The organism is Parabacteroides sp. PF5-9 (genome assembly GCF_029893105.1).
Taxonomy (GTDB): Bacteria; Bacteroidota; Bacteroidia; order Bacteroidales; family Tannerellaceae; genus JARXWG01.
The window spans coordinates 31,165-50,524 of the sequence record NZ_JARXWG010000029.1; the positions used below are offsets into that span (position 1 = coordinate 31,165).

Annotated in this window: 14 protein-coding genes; all 14 read left to right on the forward strand. The window is 38.0% G+C overall.

From position 1 onward, the window contains the following. The first annotated feature begins 33 nt into the window (after positions 1–33). The gene (locus tag M2135_RS14055) at positions 34–231 is read left to right on the forward strand and encodes a TIGR04149 family rSAM-modified RiPP (protein ID WP_280749156.1); all 198 of its coding nucleotides are present in this window, start codon (positions 34–36) and stop codon (positions 229–231) included. A 72-nt stretch (positions 232–303) separates the two neighbouring features. Then, positions 304–1,386 (forward strand): 6-bladed beta-propeller, encoded by a 1,083-nt coding sequence (locus tag M2135_RS14060; RefSeq protein WP_280749157.1) that lies wholly within the window; start codon positions 304–306, stop codon positions 1,384–1,386. A gap of 29 nt (positions 1,387–1,415) precedes the next feature. Then, positions 1,416–2,516 carry a 6-bladed beta-propeller gene (locus tag M2135_RS14065; protein ID WP_280749158.1) on the forward strand — a complete coding sequence of 367 codons (1,101 nt, stop codon included), beginning with the start codon at positions 1,416–1,418 and terminating at the stop codon, positions 2,514–2,516. A gap of 18 nt (positions 2,517–2,534) precedes the next feature. After that, entirely contained in the window at positions 2,535–3,743 is a 1,209-nt protein-coding gene (locus M2135_RS14070; RefSeq protein ID WP_280749159.1) for a 6-bladed beta-propeller, read from the forward strand. A 17-nt stretch (positions 3,744–3,760) separates the two neighbouring features. After that, positions 3,761–4,873 (forward strand): 6-bladed beta-propeller, encoded by a 1,113-nt coding sequence (locus M2135_RS14075; protein ID WP_280749160.1) that lies wholly within the window; start codon positions 3,761–3,763, stop codon positions 4,871–4,873. 114 nt (positions 4,874–4,987) lie between these two features. Beyond that, positions 4,988–6,205, forward strand: coding sequence for a 6-bladed beta-propeller (locus tag M2135_RS14080; protein WP_280749161.1), 1,218 nt, complete (start codon positions 4,988–4,990; stop codon positions 6,203–6,205). 19 nt (positions 6,206–6,224) lie between these two features. After that, the gene (locus tag M2135_RS14085; protein ID WP_280749162.1) at positions 6,225–7,376 is read left to right on the forward strand and encodes a 6-bladed beta-propeller; all 1,152 of its coding nucleotides are present in this window, start codon (positions 6,225–6,227) and stop codon (positions 7,374–7,376) included. An 18-nt stretch (positions 7,377–7,394) separates the two neighbouring features. Further along, positions 7,395–8,423: a hypothetical protein gene (locus M2135_RS14090; RefSeq protein ID WP_280749163.1), complete on the forward strand. Its 1,029-nt coding sequence runs from the start codon at positions 7,395–7,397 to the stop codon at positions 8,421–8,423. Positions 8,424–8,483: 60 nt separating this feature from the next. Further along, the gene (locus tag M2135_RS14095; protein WP_280749164.1) at positions 8,484–9,263 is read left to right on the forward strand and encodes a galactosyltransferase-related protein; all 780 of its coding nucleotides are present in this window, start codon (positions 8,484–8,486) and stop codon (positions 9,261–9,263) included. Positions 9,264–9,314: 51 nt separating this feature from the next. After that, a complete protein-coding gene (locus M2135_RS14100; RefSeq protein WP_280749165.1) occupies positions 9,315–10,433 on the forward strand; it encodes a DUF4249 domain-containing protein in 1,119 nt (372 codons plus the stop codon). Positions 10,434–10,625: 192 nt separating this feature from the next. After that, positions 10,626–14,117, forward strand: a complete 3,492-nt coding sequence (locus M2135_RS14105; protein WP_280749166.1) for a carboxypeptidase-like regulatory domain-containing protein — start codon at positions 10,626–10,628, stop codon at positions 14,115–14,117. A gap of 223 nt (positions 14,118–14,340) precedes the next feature. After that, a complete protein-coding gene (locus M2135_RS14110) occupies positions 14,341–16,539 on the forward strand; it encodes a peptidase domain-containing ABC transporter (protein ID WP_280749167.1) in 2,199 nt (732 codons plus the stop codon). Positions 16,540–16,645: 106 nt separating this feature from the next. Then, complete coding sequence (locus M2135_RS14115; protein ID WP_280749168.1) at positions 16,646–17,935, forward strand: HlyD family efflux transporter periplasmic adaptor subunit; 1,290 nt, start codon at positions 16,646–16,648, stop codon at positions 17,933–17,935. A 1,243-nt stretch (positions 17,936–19,178) separates the two neighbouring features. Further along, positions 19,179–19,360, forward strand: a 182-nt coding sequence (locus M2135_RS14120; protein WP_280749169.1) for a 6-bladed beta-propeller, incomplete at its 3' end; no start/stop codon positions are given.

Below are 19,360 nucleotides of genomic sequence, written 5' to 3' on the forward strand. Positions count from 1 at the left end.
AAATTAAATTTGTATAATTAAAAATTCATTAAAATGAAAAAGTTAAATAAACTTAATTTGAAGAATGTAGAAGTATTGAAAAAAGATGAAATGAAAAATCTTGTTGGAGGTTCTCATAGGTGTTGTTGTGGAATGGGAAGTAATAGTAACTGTTTTGATGTTTACGGTGATCCGTATGATGCTCTTTCCCGTATATGTCCTGGAGGAATGGGTGGCTGTTTCCTTCCGTGATTTTTGTGTTCATTTGTCCTTGAAATATAATGTTTTAAGGACAAATGGTTGATTTTGAAAAAATAGTTATAAATGAATAGAACTATAATGTTTTTATTGATCTCTTTTATAGGAGTATCGTGTAACAATAAAAAAGAGTTGGATTTTTTGACTGTTTTGGTAGATGTTGAGCAGGACAATGCGTTGTTGCTGTCAGAAATTGTGGATGACTTACAAACGGTAGAGTTAGAATTGACCGAAAAAAGTATTATTGGGAATTTGACTCAACAGGAGCGGGTATTTGTTTTTGATGATTACATCATTTTATTGGATGGGCATAAGAACCAAATATTATTGTTTGATTCTTATGGTAAATTTATCTCATCTATAGGCTCTAAAGGATCAGGGCCTGGAGAATTTACACAAATATCAGATATCACAGCAGATATCCTAAATAAACGAATATATGTAGCGACTGACTCAAAACTACTGACATATGATTTTGAGGGGAACTTTCTTCGGGAAGTTCCTTGTTTGGGATTCTCAAAATATCTTAATTATATTGATAATCAACTAATGCTCATTACGACCGTAGTTGGACAAGAGGATAATGGAGGGAAATATTTTAATGAAGCAATAGTATACAAGTACAATAATGAAGGGAGAATAGAAGATAGTATAGGGATATATAAGAACTATTTTGATAAAATGTTGGGGATTGCGAGCACGAATAAAAATTATATGACTGTGAGTGGAGAGCATACTTACTTGTATTACCCTGTTTTTATGTTGGATCCAGTTCTTCGAGATACATTATATCAATTAAACAAAAATCAATTACATCCTCATTTGAGGATCGTTTTCAGTGATGGAAAAACTGAAAATAGATTTATTCATAAATTATACAGAAGCACTCGATATGTTTTTTCACATTACCATAACTCGGATCAAATGGAAGGATTTGTAAACTATTACTCTTGTTATGATACTAAAACGAATAAAAGCTATCACCAAAGAAATGGATATATAGATGATTTATATACAGGAGAAAGAGTTCGGATTCGTCCTTTAGACATGGATACAGAACGATTTTATTATTTCCATACGAATCTGAATAATGAAAGGCTCGGTGATGAAGCTAATCCAACTTTGTATATAGGCGTATTAAAAAAATAATCGATTCGTTGTTACATTTTAAATGATGTATGAATAATAATGTTGCCCAAATAATCGTTGTTTTATTGGTTTTGCTATCTTGCAAACAGGAAGCAGATTTTGTTACACTATCTGTTAGTAGTGCAAAAAATGGTTGCAACTTATCTTCTATTGTGGAAAATGTGGTGGTTGTTCCTCTTGAAACAAATGAAAATTGTCTGTTGGATCAAACGTTAAAAGTGAAAGTAGATGATGATTTAATGTTTGTTCTAAATCAACAAGAGATATTTCTATTCAATATGAATGGGTCTTTTATAAAACAATTAACTCGAAGGGGTGATGGCCCGGAAGATGTAATAGTAAATGGTTTTACTTTAGATACAAATAAAAAAGAGTTAGTAGTTTGGACTCCACAACAAACTGTTCTTTTTTTTACTTATGATGGCCGGTTTGTCCGGAAAGAGGTATTAGATAAGTCCAAGCAATGCTTGTCTATTTCATATTTTGATTTCTTTTTTTGGGTTAAAGCACAGACCTTTCAAAATGTAGATGATGTTGTAATGATTAATAAATGGGTTTTAAAGTATGATAAGGATTTTGGACTAATTGATAGTCTGCTTCTTACTTCTTATGAAGGGGCTAAAGGTTTTGTGTCATATGATTATTCGGATGAAATTTCCATTGTTGACAATTGTCAATATGTACATACTCCGACAACAAAAAGAGACAAGATTCTCAGAGATACATTATACTTGTTGCAGGATAAAGCAATGAAACCTGTCATAATGATAGATTACGGTAATTTGAATTATACAGAAATAGGGCATCCGATGATGGTTGGCTATCCGATAACATTGTCACCTATACAGGTGTCACAACGTTTTATCTTTTCGCCTTATTTTGAGTATACAGAAGAACGAAGAGGATACGGTTTGTATCTCTATGATAAAAACGAACAGCAAGGGTATTGGGCAAAACAGGGTATAATGGATGATCTGTTTGGTACTGGTTGGATATCTCATATTGAGTCAATGGACTTATCAAATGATTTTTTTTACTACTACAAAACCAGTGAAGAACTTGAATCTTGTTTTCCAGACCGAACAGTCGATGATAATCCAGTTGTTTTTATTATGCAGCTAAAAAACTAATCATAGAATGTCTCTTTTATGAAAACACTACATCGTTTATTGATCAGTCTTTGCTTCGTTTTGTATGGATGTTCTGTTCCGTCAGGAGAATCGGATCTGATTGTTTTGGATGTCACAAAATCATATCCTGAAAAGAGGATTAATCTGGAAGATATGGCAGATATCACTTATTTGCAATTAGACGATCGTAATAAGGAGTATCTTTTCCGTGGCGGTGTCGGTGTAATAGGGTCTAATCATCTTGTAATAGCCAATTATATGAATGGTGATATCCTTTTTTTTACAAAGGAGGGGAAGCCGGATCATAAATTTAACCGAAAAGGAAAAGGACCAGGCGAATATAATCAACTTTTCAGATTTCTTTATGATGAAGCGAGAGATGAATTATATGTTCATGAAATGAATAAAATCCGGATTTATTCATCTGCCGGAGAGTATAAACAACTTTTTCCGTTTCCTGAACAAATATGGATAAATGATTATGCGTTCTTAAATGATCGATCGATTATTCTTTTAGATGCACGTGTTCAGGCTACAGCAAATCTGGCTCATCAGCGTTTTAGAGATCCTGTAAGTCTGGAAGAACAGGAAAAATTGAAAGCTGAACATCTCTCCTCTTTTCTTCGGATATCAGGCTCTGATGGACATATTCAAGAATACATTGATGTTGCAGAAGATTTTTTTAATGTAAGCTTGATTGCATACGATGAAAAGAATCAACCACGCATAGGAACGACTCCACGTATCATCTATCATACAGACGGTTTACTGTTGCATAATCAGGAGACTGATACAGTTTATTTATATAAACAGGATCATACATTAACGCCTTTTATCGTACAAAAACCATCACTGAAAAGCCTGAACCCGAGTGTCTATATCAATTCGGTAGTCGATCGTGGAGAATATCAATTTATAGAGTTACAAACGTTAAAAGTGCAGCCATCCGGTTTGTTACAATCAACATCTCTTGTTCGTGACAAAAAAGACGGTTCGGTCTATGCTTCTAAAATTATTTTGTCTGATTTTGCAGGAAAAGATATTGTCATTGATCACAGAACGGTTAGACCTTTTCAGAATGCAAATGAAGGTCTACTCACATTTACGGTAGATGAACTGCGTGAAGCCTATGACGCCGGCCGGTTAAGTGGTGAACTAAAATCCTTTGTGGAGCAGATGGAGGAAGAAAATGAGAATGATGTATTGGTCATGTTGCGGTTTAAATGATAACTTAATATAAAACCATGAAAAAAATATTTTTCTATTCGTTATTCGTTGTCTACGCATTCTTGTCTTGTGACAAGACAAATATTAACAATGATACTATTTTTATTACATTGTCATCCGAGAAATCGACATTAACACTGACTGATTTGTTTGAATCCTGTCGATTTGTTAGTTTGGAGACAAATGACACCTTGTTATTAGATAAAATTGAGAATTTCTCAAAGATACTAACATATGATAACTGTATTTATATTGGAGAACTCAAAACTATTTCTGTGTTTGACGCTAATGGTAAATTTGTAAAAAAGATCAACCGATATGGCGAAGGTGCTGATACCTATTTGTCTCTTTATAATTTTATGATATGGAAAGATGGTACAATCTCTATCAATGATCGTTTGTCTCAAAGTATTGTGTCTTATTCCAATGATGGAGTTTTTCTAGATAGGTTTAGGTTAAAAGATATATCCATTTTGGATATTACATATCTGAATGATACACTACTTGTGGCAAAAGCAGACTACAACAACAAATTTAAATTCTATATTTTTAATCGAAATACATATGAGTTGATAGATTCTTATTGGCCTGTATCAAGACGTCGGTTTACTTATGGTATGCATGACTGTTTTCCTCGCTACGAGGGTAAATTATTGTTTAATGAGCCACAAAATAATCTTATCTATGAAATAACAAAAGATAGCGCTGCTGTTAGATATATCGTTGATATTGATGGAAAAACACCTCCGGTAGGATTTTGGGAACAACAAAATATGACCGGTTATGAGTTGAACAATGAGCGCTTGAAAGAAGGTTATATCGATAATATTAATTTTTATGCAGAAGGGAGTATTTCTATACTGCTTCAATTCAATGGAGGGACAGGAGTTCATGAACATTATGCGTTAATAGACAAGAGTAACTTAAAACCTGTATTGTTTAATGAAATTGTTTTTGATCCGGGTTTTAAATGGAAACCTTTAAAAATGTATGCATTAGAAGATGGTTGGATCGTTATTCCGATACCAGCGTATATATTATATGAACAAGCGAGTGAAGATTTTTTATTACGTTTTCCCGATTTAAAAGAAGATGATAACCCGATCTTGTGCATCGCTAAAATTAAATGATGTATGAATAATAGTGTTGCCAAAATGCGGGTTGTTTTTTAAGCTGGTTTGATAGAAGCTAAAATAGATGGATAATAATAAAGAGTTAGTTGTATCTTTAATAAAATTTATAACATGAAAATACGAAGTCTGTTCTTATCTCTTTTTCTTGGCAGTTTGTTGTCTGGATGTATTAATACATTGGATGACTCTCAAGTGATAGCTCTTGATGTTGCAAAATTATATACTGAAAGGGATATCCGTTTAGAAGAAATAGCAGACATTACCTATCTTCAGTTAGACGACAGGGATGAAAAGTTCCTTTTCCGTGGTAATATCGGTGCAATATCTTCTACTTATTTGATTGGCAGTGACCCTCGATCGGGTGATATTCTCTTTTTTACCCGTGATGGCAAGCCGAAACATAAATTTAATCGTAAGGGAGGAGGTCCGGAAGAATATAGTCAGTTGTTTACTTTTATATACGACGAAGAGAAGGATGAGTTGTTTGTGCATGAGAGGAATAAGATTCGGGTATATAACTCCTCCGGAGAATATAAAAGAGTGTTTTCACTTCCACCGGAGAGTTTTGTGATGAATGATTACGCTTTATTGGATGACCGGTCGATCGTTTTGTTCGATATGAATTTGAAGAGCAAAGCCAATATGCGACATATGCGTTTGCATGAAGATATTGAAGAACGCCAAGAAGTAATCAATGAACATGAATCGTCTTTTATCAGGTTATCCGTTTTGGATGGCCATGTTGAAGAATATATAAAAGTACCGGAAGACTTCTTTGGTGTTGATCTGACTGTATTGGATGAGTCCAGTGGCAGTCCGCGAAAAATAGTAGGAAGAACCTATCATCTCATCAGACATCAGGAAGGATTACTGCTTCATAATCATGAAACAGATACTGTTTATTTATATAAGAGAGATCATACCTTAGTGCCTTATATGGTACAAACACCTTCTGTCAAATCGCTGAATCCTGGAATTTATATCAATACAGTAGTCGATCGGGGTAACTATCAGTTTATAGAATTGCAGACTTTAAGAGTTAAACTACCGGGGCCTTTATTGACAACGCATTTAGTTCGTGACAAAAAAAGTGGAGCGGTATTCACGCCTGTCATAACAATGAAAGATTTTAAGGGGAAAGAAATGACCATAAACCGAAATACAGTTCAATGTATTCAAAACGCAAACGAAGGTCTACTCACATTTACTGTAGATGAATTACGTGAAGCCTATGACGCCGGCCGGTTAAGTGGTGAGCTAAAGTCCTTTGTGGAGCAAATGGAGGAAGAAAATGAGAATGATGTATTGGTCATGTTGCGGTTTAAATGATAACCTAATATATAGAACCATGAAATATATTTTATTGATTAGTGTCTGTGTGTTCTTGATGAGTTGTTCAGAAACTCCATCAAGCAAACATTTGACAATGTTTGACGTTTCTCATGATTATCCGGTAAAATCTATCGCTCTTAACGATATAGCCAATGTCCATTATATCGTTCCGGAGGTACATTCGGATTTTTTGTTTAAGGCTTTTCAGGCAACTACATCAAAAGATTATTTAATTATTAAAGATGTAGTCAATGAAAAGTTCTTATTCTTTGATAAAGAAGGTAAGATCATGAGTAAGGTGGACCGTCGAGGCAATGGACCGGAGGAGTATATGGGGGTGAATAGCTTCTTTTACAATGAACAGGAAGAGAACCTTTACTTGAGTTGTAGAGGTATTGGCATTCGTGTTTATGACCGAAATGGAAATTATCAGCGAACAATTCCTACGGAAAAGGATTTAACGATCAATCGAATGTCAGAATTTGATAAACAGACTTTACTTGCCTTTAGTGATGACAGGACAACTCCTTTTTTTCTTATACATAAAATAGACGGAAGTATCAAAGAGGAAATTGATAGAATAAAAGAAGAGGATACGAGCCAGCACAGGTTGGGAGTGAATGATTTCAAATCTGACTTTGGAACGATCGATGCGATCACGTTTTATATGCCGTCGATCAATCTTGTTAAAAACAAAAAAGAGTATATACTAACGAACTATTCAGCTGATACGGTTTATCGATATACTCAAGATAGGGTCTTAACTCCGGCATTGGTGCGTCGTCCTTCGATTGAGCAAACCGATCCAATGATCTTTTTGCATAGTTGGGTAGAAACGAATGATTTTATCTTTTTTTCTACGCAAAAAAAAGAATACATTCGTGATCAAAGTGAGTTATTCCCAAAAACAGGTTATCTGGTTGAAAAAAGAAGTGGTGATATTTTTCGACAACAAATTAGAAATACTGATTTAGGGGATAAACCGGTAATCATTGATCCTTTTAATGTGAGTTGTCATGAAGAATCCTGGAGTGGTGTTGTGAGTTATACGATTAAAGAATTACATGAAGCAGCAAAAGCCAATAAACTAAAAGGAAAATTAAAAGAGTTATATGATAATCTGGGTGAAGAAGATGAATATATTTTTATGCTTATAAGCCTACACTGATATTTATGACTGATTATTATGAAAACACATTTTGAAGTCCTCAACCAACGTTTGTTATCTTCACTCGATAAGACTTATCCTGTGGGACTGGCTCATGGAAAAATGGGTCTATGCATTTACTTCTATCAGTTGTCTCGTTTGGAGCATCATTCGCCGTATCAGTCTGTTGCGGAAGAGATGTTGGATCAAATCATTGAAAATGGTCTTTCTTTCAATCAGTCGATCAATGTAGAAGAAGGGTTGGCCGGTATAGGGTTGGGACTGATTTATTTGGTAAAGGAGAAATTTGTCGAAGGGGATATTAACGAACTGTTGGAAGATTTTGATAATACAATTTTCCGTAAACTGGCTTTTCTGGAGAATAAAACGAATTATTCACCGGAAGAGTTATTGCATCTGATCTATTACCTCTATTGCCGGATGATTGATCAACCGGATGAGAATAGTCGTTATCCTTTTCAGCAATTGATCATTAAAGTGTTCAATCTTTTCTATGCCAACCTGACGGATGAGTTTCTGAATGAATCGATTTCATTTTCTGTTTATCATTACCAATTACCTCTGTTTTTATGGGTTACGGCGAAATTACTGGAACAAAACTTCTACAGTGATCGAATTTATAAGGTTTTGGATGAAATGCGGTTGACTATCCAGTCGCGTTTTCCTGTATTACATAGCAACCGGCTCTATCTTTTATGGGGGTTGTTGTCATTAACGGCGTATCTGAAAGATCGTTTCTGGCATCAATATATACAGATGCTTTATAAAGAAATTAGTTTGGATGAGATCTTTCGGTATGAGATGAAAGACCGGCATATATTTATTAGTAACGGAATAGCGATGGTCTACATTCTATTGGAAGCTATCAACAATAATTATCCTGATTACCGGATTGAGTATGATCCGAAATACTTCTATAACCGGATCATTCAATCGGATGCTTGGAATGCGTTGATGGAACGTGAATATTTTTATAATATTCATCGGGGGTTGTTGAATGGATTTCCGGGGGCTTACCTGATTTTGTTAAAAATCAGGAATGGATAATTGATAATTGAAAATAGGATTGCGTTATTACTTTGATTGATACTTAAAAAATAAGTGTTTATGAAAATAGATTTGAGGGATACGACGTTTATTATTCCGGTCAGGGTGGATACGGTAGTTCGGTTAGAAAACCTGATTATGAATATTGAATATTTGTTGCAATATTTTGATGCGCATATTGTAGTACTGGAAGCAGCTTCCTACAATAATGGCCTGATTGAAATGGCTCTGGGAGACCGTATTGTGTATCGTTTTATAGAAGATCAGGATCCCGTGTATTATAAAACCAAATACCTGAATATAATGGCTCGGGAAGTTCATACAGATATTGTCGGGATCTGGGATGTGGATGTGATTGTAGACTACTCTCAAATAATAGATGCTATTCAACAACTCAGGCAGGATCAGTGTGATGTGGCCTATCCCTATGATGGTGATTTTCTGGATACTTCGGATATTCTACGGCGCCATTATATGATTCATCGGGATCTTGATTACCTTAGGAAGAACCGCTCAAAAATGATGTCGTTATATACGGTAGAAGGAGTGATTGGAGCGGTAGGTGGTGGACTGTTTGTTAAAACAGCGAAATATCTTGAATCGGGCATGGATAATGAGGCTTTTTATGGCTGGGGCCTGGAAGACGGTGAGCGGCATTACCGCTGGCTCTGTCTGGATTACCGGATTTATCGCACTCCGGGTTGTATGTATCATTTGACACATCCGAGGGATATAAATGGAATGTTTCGCTCGAAAGTGCAACAAAATAAGGCAATACATGATATGAATGAGGTGGTGAATTTTACAAAGGAGGAACTCTTTCAGAACAATCCTTATTGATAAAATGAACTTATTTGTATAAGTTTACACTGATATTTATGACTGATTATTATGCGAACAGTTTTTATCCATCTGTTTAGTTATAGTTTTTTTATCTTTTTTTCCGGATGTATTGAAGAATATACGGCAAAAGAGATTGATGAGATAGCAGATATGCTTGTTATTGATGGGGTAATAACAAATGGGGAATCGGTGATTAAAATCAGTAAAAGTGTTGGGTTGACGACCCCCTTATATGAAGCAGAAATGGTTGACGACGCTCATGTCTATGTTGAAATCGAACATGAAGGAACGATAGACGGGGTTTGTCAGGGAGATGGCACTTATATTGTTCAAACAGGTGATTTGTTGAAAGATCGGAAATATCGATTGTGTATATCACATATAGGAGAAAAATACCAATCTGAATTTTTATCGCCATTGTATTCCCCCGAGATCGATAGTCTGTTTTCGACCAAAAAGAGTCCGGGTGATCCGGTGAATATTTATGTTTCGACCCATGATCCGGAAGATCAAACAAAATTCTACCGTTGGTCGTACAACGAACATTGGGAAGTTCGTGCGTTGTTATTTGCCAATGCGGGTTATATCGATGGTGAATTCCTCCTGTTTTCCCCCTTTAGATATCCGAACACCTATTATTGTTGGGGGAAAGACGATTCCAAAGTATTACTATTAGGCTCAACGGAGAAAATTTCTGAAAATATTATTTCACAAAAGAAATTGACAGAGATAGAACCGGATGACGATAAATTATCTCGTCTTTATTATATATTGGTGCAACAAACGTTACTCCGGCAGGAAGGTTTTAATTACCTCAATAATCTGCAAAAGAATGTAGAACTAACCGGCACTCTTTTTTCTCCGATCCCTTCTGAGATGAAAGGAAATATTGAATGTTTGACCAATCCGAATATGACTGTTATCGGATATATTGAAGTCTCCACCACGACAAAAATGGAATTGTATATTGATGAAAGTAAAGACTATTATGAACAACCCGATCCTAATAAGGGACCAGTTTGTGATATAACCAGAGATCCATTTAAAGGATATCCCTATTATAATTATTTAGAGCCTACTTACGCCTCAGCCAAATGTGTGGATTGCCGCACGATGTATAAAGCATCCAAAGAAAAGCCGGACTTTTGGCCGACTCCTTATTTTTAATAGATAGAATATTGTTCTGATTTCAAAATATAAATAGAATCTGTGCAAATATGAAATTATTATTGATGATTAATATAAATAATTTTGTATGTTTGTGATGTGCAATATTGACACCTTTATTATTTGCTGAAGTGATTACTAATCTATGATTACTACAACCGCTCTTTTAATGTGCTAATGCTAATTAAGATCATGAAAAAAAACATTACCAACATTCTTCTAATATTCTTGTTCAGCCATACACTATTACAAGCGCAGAAATTGACTGGATATATCTATGATAAAACTGGGAAAGAACCTGTTTCCAATGCTTCTATCTATTTAGACGGCACATCGTACAATACGATTTCGGATGCAAATGGTCAGTTTGAGCTGACATCAGGAGTACGCATCAACACTCCTTTGGTTATTAGCCATGTGAATTATGAAAAAATGATTGTGACCGCCCCTTATCAAGCAATGCCTGATACCCTGTTCTTGAAGGAAAAGATTACGGAGATAGAAGAGGTAATTGTTAAAAACAGCGTAAAAGAGAAGTACAGCCGGGAGAAGAAGCTCGCTGCATTTCGTGATCAGTTTTTAGGCTTAACTCGAAATGGAAAAACGAGTCGTATTCTGAATGAGGAGGATATTCGCCTGATCTATGATTCGCGATCCAAACAGTTGACAGCAACTTCTGGTGTGCCTATTCTGATCGAAAACAGTGAACTAGGTTATCATATCCGGTTTGATCTTAAGGAGTTTAGTGTATGGTATAGCGACAATAGCTTGGGAAACTCAAAAGTTATTCGCTCGTTTTATCTGGGCACTTCTTTTTTTCAGGATAATGGAGCCTCCAATCTTGTAGTCAACAGCAACCGTGAAAAGACATATAAAGGTTCTGTGCCTGATTTTATCAGGAATCTTTACTTGGGAACATTGGAAGAGTCTGGATTTGTGATTAAAAAAAGGAATAAAAGAGTATTAGTCAATGACTGTTTTTCTGTTAGTTATACCCCTGAGGGTGCTCTTGTGAGGGTGAAACGGTTTGACGTTGAGGAAGACACCAAACCGGAACTGAGTTATGATATGGCGGATGAGATGCTCAGATTAAGTGAATATGAAAAGGGGGACAGTTCCGAGTTTCCATTTCTGGATATTTCGTATGGAAAGAACCGTTCACAGATACAATTTCAAACCGATTCTTTTTTTATTGATCACTTTCGTATCATTACTCCTGTAGATAAAGTGGTGTTCTCCGGTTATATGGGCAAAATGAGGGTGGGGGATAGTTTCCCTTCGGATTATGTGTCTCTGAGCGATTCTACAAATATGCCGGATATATTAATGAGAGGAAATTCCATTTTCGACCATTTTCGTCGTCAGTTGGAGGTTTATCCCCAGGAGAAGCTTCACCTGCATCTCGACCGGGACTATTATGTGCCGGGCGAACGAATATGGTTTAAGGCCTATTTGGCAGATGCACTTACCCATCAATCAAGCAATTTAAGCCGGTATGTTTATGTCGAACTACTTGATGCGTCCGACGGATTGATCCACCGTGTGATGCTGCGCCCGGAACAGGGTATGCATTACGGGCATATATTCCTTTCCGAAGCCATGCCGGAAGGTTATTATACCGTTCGTGCCTATACCTCTTATATGGATAATCCCGATGGTGATTATTTCTTCAGAAAGTCGATCCGGATCGGTGATATTTCAGGTAAGCAGGCTGTTGCTTTAAAATCGGAAAAGAAGACACAGCTTCAGGACTTTGATGTGTCGTTTTTCCCGGAGGGAGGAAGCCTGTTGGAAGGTACTTTATGTAAAGTGGCTTTTAAAGCGTTGAATGCTGATGGATCTTCTGCATATATTTCTGGCAATGTAATAGATGAAGAAGGAAATATACAAAGTTCACTACACACCCTTCATGCCGGGATGGGTATTTTTGGATTTATTCCGGGAAAAGGGAAACGTTATTTTGTCGAATGTGCAGATTTGAATGGTAATCAAAAAAAGTTTATTCTTCCTGATGCACTTTCTGATGCTTATGCGCTTACAGCATCTTATGGCAGAGATGACCGATTGATAGTAGGGCGGCAGAAAGCAACTGGAGTAAACGATGTTTCTTCAATGTATATTCTGCTTCATTGTCGTGGAGAGATATTATATTTCAACCACTGGAAAGCAACCACCCCTTTTATGACTTTTCATAAAGACGATCTTCCTTCGGGGGTCATTCATATTTTACTGTTTGATGAACAAATGAATCCGTTAAGCGAACGTCTTGTCTTTTGTCTGAATGATAATCAGGCTCAATTGTCATTTTCAACGGATAAGGAATACTATGATATACGGGATAAAATAACTGCGAATCTTTTAATTACTGATAGGGATGGTTTTCCGTTATCAGGCAATTATTCCGTTTCGGTCACCGATGATAAAGATCAGGCAGTTGACCATTCGGTATCCATCCTTTCGACAATGTTGTTGACTTCCGAGTTGAAAGGATATATTGAATCACCTGCTTACTACTTCCAAAATAATGATGAAAAGTCGGCACAATTATTGGATTTACTGATGTTGACACACGGCTGGCGAAGATATGATGTGGCGGAAGTAGTGAAAGGGAATGTCGAATCACCCCGACAAAAACCGGAAACAAATCTTGCCATATTAGGAAAAGTAACGACTCAGTTAACTGATCGTCCTGTAAAAAATAGTTCCATTAGTATGATGACGATGAGTACAGGAGAAATATTTGAGACAACAACCTCGGAAGATGGAGGCTTTGTTTTTGATGAATTCGAATTTCCCGACAGCACTATATTCTTTCTTCGTGCAGAGAATAGTAATGGACGTTCTTCTGTGGAATTGCGATTGAATAAGAAATCTTTTCCAATGCCTAAAGCGTTATTATTTGATCCACATACTGTGGCGACAGTTCAGAATGCCCCTATAGAACTAACCGGAACATTTATGGAGAAAGCTTCTGAACGTTCTAAGTTCGATGATGAAATGCGTATCATCCATTTGCAGGATGTGGATATTGTAGCCCGTAAACAAAAGAAAGATCCCGAACCCTTTTCTGTTTTTTCTAAAATGGCCAGTATTTCGATCGGGTTAACGGAGTTGGAAGAGAAAAAGCCTGCTACATTGTTGGATGCTTTTGCGGGAATCCCCGGATTTACTGTTAAAGCTATAGGAGAAGATCCAAATGATCTTGAATTTGGTGGTGCTGTTTTTATTGATGATGTTTATATGTCTCCTGAAATGGGAAATCCTTTAGAGATGATCCGTGTTCATGATATTGAACGTATAGACATATTTCGTGCTGGTGCAGAAAGTGGAATTTATGGGGTATTGGGGGTAAATGGTGTTATCAGTATCACCACAAAACGCGGCGAAGGCATCCCGGAAAGCATAAAGGAGATACATCATCAAAAAACAATCATGCCGTTGGGTTATCAGCAACCGATCGAATTCTATTCTCCCCGTTATGAGACGCAGGAGCAGAAGTTTGATATTAAACCCGATTTACGCACAACAATCTTCTGGAAACCCGATCTTGTGACTGCTGCAGACGGAAAAACTTCTTTTGAATTTTACACCTCTGACTTTTCGACCACCTATTCGGTTATCATCGAAGGATTGACTCAGGATGGCCGGATTGTACATGAAGTGCGACCACTTTTTGTCAAATAAGCCGATTTTTATATTAATTTCTGTTAAGGAATGGGCGAAAAAAGAGTCTTTGTCCCCTGTTTTTCTCTTTTTAGTGAAAAAATAAGTACGATTTCATCGCGAAATATCGCTTTAAAGTAAGTTGTGACCAAACTGTGACCTCAATTCCTTTTTTTCTTTTTATGTTTTACATACTTTCGGAGCATCATTAGAACGAGTGTGAAACATTGTGAAGCTAAAATGAATGTTAAAATCTTTTCCGCATTATAAACAACTGGATGCCATGGATTGTGGTCCGACCTGTCTTCGTATGATCGCGAAGTATTACGGGCGAACCTATTCGGTACAATATCTCCGGGAGAAGGCGTTCCTGACCCGCGAAGGGGTGTCGATGTTGGGGATCAGTGATGCGGCCGAGTTGATCGGGTTCCGAACAATTGGGGTGAAGATTACTTTAGATCAACTGAAAAGAGAGACACCTTTACCTTGTATTCTTCATTGGAACCAGAGCCATTTTGTGGTGCTTTATAAAATTAAAAACAATAAATACTACATTTCCGATCCGGCCAATACACAAGTGTCATATAGGGAAGAAGAGTTTAAGCGTTGTTGGTTAAGTACGAAAGTCGGCGACCATGATGCGGGAACCACGTTGTTGTTGGAGCCGGGACCTATGTTTTATACCTTCAGTGAGGAGGATAAAGATCAAAACAGACGTGGGCTCTCTTTCTTTTTCCGTTATCTGACGCCTTACAAACGGGAATTTATTCAGCTGATTCTGGGCATGGTAACAGCCAGTATCCTGCAATTAATTATGCCTTTCCTGACCCAGGCATTGGTAGATATCGGTATCCGTGACAGTAACCTGAGTTTTATTACGTTGATACTGATTGCTCAACTGGTGATTTTTATTGCCCGGTTATCGGTCGATTTTATCCGTAGCTGGATCTTATTGCATGTCAATACCCGGATTAATATCGCCTTGATCTCGGACTTTCTGGCTAAACTGATGCGATTGCCTTTGCGGTTTTTCGATACAAAAAAAGTCGGAGATATCATACAGCGGATCGGTGATCATAGCCGGATCGAAGCGTTTATGACCGGTTCGTCGATCAATACCTTATTCTCGTTTGTCAACTTTATTGTTTTTGGTTTTGTGTTGGCCTATTACGATTTGAAAATACTGGGATTATTTCTTTTAGGCAATGGATTATACGTCGCCTGGGTATTGGCCTTTATGCGGTATCGGCGGGAGTTGGATATCAAACGCTTTGCGCAGGCTGCCAGTGAGCAGAGCAACCTGTATCAGTTGATTACCGGTATGCAGGAGATTAAACTCAATAATTGCGAGACCGAGAAACGTTGGCAATGGGAACGTATTCAGGTCAAACTATTTAAAATAAGTATAAAAGGCTTAGCCTTACAACAATATCAACAGCTTGGGACGGCGTTTTTTAACCAAAGCACCAACATCCTTATTTCCTTTCTCGCCGCCCGAGCTGTTGTTTCCGGTGATATGACACTGGGTATGATGATGTCGCTCACCTATATTGTCGGACAACTATCGGCGCCTGTAGAGCAGTTTATCGGATTTGCCCGTGATTTTCAAGATGCGAAGATCAGCCTGGAACGTTTAGGTGAGATTCATCAGAAAGAAGACGAAGAGCAAACTCTGGATACGAAATTAACAGCCCTTCCGGAAAACCGGACACTGTATATCGAGAACCTGAACTTTAGCTATGATGGGGCTGATCGCGATTATGTATTGGATGGTATAAACCTGGAAATACCGGCACGTAAAGTGACAGCTATCGTAGGAGCCAGTGGGAGTGGCAAGACGACATTGATCAAGCTGCTCCTTGGTTTCTATGAGCCGAATAAAGGAACGATCAAAGTGGGGGATATCGGGTTACAATACATCAACCCGCATGTGTGGCGTGCACATAGTGGCAGTGTGATGCAGGATGGGTTTATTTTTTCGGATACGATCGCTAAGAATATCGCCATTGGGGTGGAGGCGATCGACAAAGAGCGGTTGTTGCATGCGGTTACCGTCGCCAATATCCGTGAGTTTATCGATTCGTTGCCTTTGGGGTATAATACAATCATTGGCATGGAAGGTAATGGTATCAGTCAGGGACAACGCCAACGGATACTGATCGCCCGAGCCGTTTATAAAAATCCGGAGTATATATTCCTCGACGAAGCGACTAATGCGTTGGATGCCAATAATGAAAAAGAGATTATGGCTCATTTGCATGAGTTTTATATCGGCAAGACGGTCGTGGTCGTGGCTCATCGCCTGAGTACGGTACGGGATGCCGACCATATCGTGGTACTGGATGGAGGGAAAGTCGCGGAAGAAGGAACGCATGAGGAGTTGACGCGGCGGAAAGGAAAATACTATCAGCTGGTAAAGAATCAGCTTGAATTGGGAAGCTGATTCTTTACCAGTTGAAATTGACAATGGAAATATAAAAAAAGAATAACTCTGTAAGACTTAGATAAATAATTGAAATGAAGAATAAAAGAAACAAGATTGTATTTCTATGAAGAAATCTGAAATAGAAATACGAAGCGAAGAAGTGCAGGAGGTGATGGGGCAGATTCCTGCCTGGATTGTGCGATGGGGCATTACGATCTTGTTTGTTGTTATTTTGATATTGGTGATCGGAAGTTGTTTTTTCAGGTATCCCGATGTGATTGTGACGGAGATGACGCTCACCGGTTCTCAGCCGGTAGCACAGGTGGTGGCTCGTTCGTCGGGAAAGATCAACGGACTTTGGGTTGGCGACGGGCAATCGGTGGAGCAGGGCATGATCCTGGCGGTTATAGAAAATGCAGCGAATACCCAGGAGGTGTTGAACTTGAAAAAGTTCCTGGAAAAAACAGACCGGATCGATACGGTCATTCCGTTGGTCGATATCGGTGGTTCACTGGGAGATATCCAGTCGGCTTACGCCTCCTTTTTGAATAGCGTATATGAATACCGCAATTATAAAGCGTTGGATTATTATCCGAAGAAGATCACTTCCACCAATGACCAGATTGAAAAATACAAAGTATACGCCTCTAATTTAAAACAGCAACAACAGGTGATGGAGTTGCAACATGAGATTGCCGGTCGGCAGTATGCACGCGATTCGTTGTTGTTTGTCAGACAGGTGCTTTCACCGTCGGAACATGAAACTTCGCGAACCACCTGGCTGCAAAGCCGCTATTCGTTGGAGGGCACCAATGCGTCATTGCAGAATCTGAACATACAAATCGGTCAGTTGGAAGAGACCTTGTTGGATCTGAGGTTGCAACAACAGGAGAAAGAAAGTGTGTTGACGCAGAATCTCCGGGTGGCTATCGAACAGTTGCAAAGTGGCATCAATGGCTGGGAACTGAATTATTGCCTGACGGCTCCGATCGCCGGAAAAGTAACTTTTACAACCTATTGGAATGAAAATCAATATATCCGGGCAGGAGAAAATGCATTTACCGTTGTGCCGGATGAAGATGAGGCAGTAGTGGGAAAAGCGCTTTTACCTGTACAGCGATCGGGAAAGGTCAGGACGGGCCAGCGGGTGATCACCCGTTTCTTGAACTATCCCGATCAGGAGTTTGGTATAGTCAATGGAGTGGTCGCATCGATCTCATTAGTCCCTTCGGAAAACAACTATATGGTGGAAGTCGCCTTCCCGGAAGGGTTGACCACCAACTACGGCAAGACCTTACCCTTATCACACGAGATGAAAGCTTCGGCAGAGATTGTCACGGAAGAGTTGCGACTGATCGAACGGTTTTTTATGCCGCTGAAACGGATATGGAAAGAAGGGATGAGTAAAGAATGATTAATGGTTAATGATATCCCATATTTATTCTACTCTTTATGCACATTTTTTGATCATATCAAGTAAACATTCTCAGCTCCTCGCCTGGCCAGGCGAGGGGGACCGCCGCTTGCGGTGGTGGAGTGGTTGTAGAGTGGTAAATAATAAACAAAACTCTAGTTGGTATCTGCTCGTAAAATGCTATATTCGTCTGATATTCAGATTTGTTCATGTGAAGCGACCACTCCACCGCAGCAGAGCAGCGGTTCCCCTCGCCTGGCCAGGCAAGGAGCTAAGATACTTTTTCCATATCGATCATCTTATTGACAAAATGTCAAAATACCCCCTTCAACAGGCTCTTCGTTGCCCTTAGACCCGGGAATCGTTTCAAATATCCTCCTCTCCGGAAGTTCGCTGTTGTCAAAATGTAGGCCAGTCGATCTTATACCGTCACTTATTGATCGTGAAACGAAAACCGTGTAGATCATTTCCGGAGTGTTGGAATCCGAAACACTTATTTGATGGAAAAATGATTATTTCAAATGCAACTATTTTTTGCACCATCCAGGTGAAAAAAAGATGATTTTCCGACTGTTTTTTATCGTTTTTTGCCTGTTACAGAAAAAGAACGCATTCTCTCCGGCAAATCATCAGCATCATTGTTGCGCGTGTTCTACATGATTTTAAAAATCTTTTAGATAACTGTCGGATATCATTAATATGATTTTTTTAACACTCGCTTTTGAGTCGTAAAAAGGGGGTGGAAAACCTTGTTTTTTTGTCTGTTTGGTGTTTTTTTCCTCTTTTGTGTGTTACTAAAATGGGCGGTTTGGTGTTATTTTGATACTGGAGAGCACCTCTCCCCCTGCCCCCTCTCCACAAGAGAGGGGAAATGAATATTTCTTTGGTACATCAGTTATTGACTCATTGGTATTTTTAATTTCGTTAACTTAAAAAAGTAAAATAAAAATACGTTTTCAACAAATACTGCTGTTTTTCTATCGTTAAAAAATAACGATTTCATCGTAATTTTTTGATCAATTATAACTTGTGACCAAACTGTGACCTCAAAAACTTGGTTTTTCTATTTATTATCCATATCATTGATGGCAGAAACTGTCAAGTAGCCAAAGTGATTTCAACTAATTCATAATGGGCTAAAGCTAATTTGCAATTTATACCTCATGCATAATACAAAAAAATCATATAAATCTACTATTGTTATGAAAAATCATTTACCATTATAACAACGATCCTGTTTTTTATGGCAGGATGCGGAGAAGAAAATAACCAATCAACAGGTGAGTTTATCACTGTGGATGTTTCGATAAAGTATCCTAAAAAGGAATTGATTCTTCAGGATTTTTTGGATGTGGAATATATTCCGTTGGAAACTAAGGATGAGTTTATAACTACTGGTTTTGTGCAAGCTATCGGTAAAGATGT

What these genes read in the sequence shown, in the direction of transcription:
- M2135_RS14085 (WP_280749162.1), top strand. Translation starts at nt 6,225, where the DNA reads ATGAAATATATTTTATTGATTAGTGTCTGTGTGTTCTTGATGAGTTGT.
- M2135_RS14080 (WP_280749161.1), top strand. Translation starts at nt 4,988, where the DNA reads ATGAAAATACGAAGTCTGTTCTTATCTCTTTTTCTTGGCAGTTTGTTG.
- M2135_RS14110 (WP_280749167.1), top strand. Translation starts at nt 14,341, where the DNA reads ATGTTAAAATCTTTTCCGCATTATAAACAACTGGATGCCATGGATTGT.
- M2135_RS14090 (WP_280749163.1), top strand. Translation starts at nt 7,395, where the DNA reads ATGAAAACACATTTTGAAGTCCTCAACCAACGTTTGTTATCTTCACTC.
- M2135_RS14060 (WP_280749157.1), top strand. Translation starts at nt 304, where the DNA reads ATGAATAGAACTATAATGTTTTTATTGATCTCTTTTATAGGAGTATCG.
- M2135_RS14115 (WP_280749168.1), top strand. Translation starts at nt 16,646, where the DNA reads ATGAAGAAATCTGAAATAGAAATACGAAGCGAAGAAGTGCAGGAGGTG.
- M2135_RS14070 (WP_280749159.1), top strand. Translation starts at nt 2,535, where the DNA reads ATGAAAACACTACATCGTTTATTGATCAGTCTTTGCTTCGTTTTGTAT.
- M2135_RS14075 (WP_280749160.1), top strand. Translation starts at nt 3,761, where the DNA reads ATGAAAAAAATATTTTTCTATTCGTTATTCGTTGTCTACGCATTCTTG.
- M2135_RS14105 (WP_280749166.1), top strand. Translation starts at nt 10,626, where the DNA reads ATGAAAAAAAACATTACCAACATTCTTCTAATATTCTTGTTCAGCCAT.
- M2135_RS14065 (WP_280749158.1), top strand. Translation starts at nt 1,416, where the DNA reads ATGAATAATAATGTTGCCCAAATAATCGTTGTTTTATTGGTTTTGCTA.
- M2135_RS14100 (WP_280749165.1), top strand. Translation starts at nt 9,315, where the DNA reads ATGCGAACAGTTTTTATCCATCTGTTTAGTTATAGTTTTTTTATCTTT.
- M2135_RS14055 (WP_280749156.1), top strand. Translation starts at nt 34, where the DNA reads ATGAAAAAGTTAAATAAACTTAATTTGAAGAATGTAGAAGTATTGAAA.
- M2135_RS14095 (WP_280749164.1), top strand. Translation starts at nt 8,484, where the DNA reads ATGAAAATAGATTTGAGGGATACGACGTTTATTATTCCGGTCAGGGTG.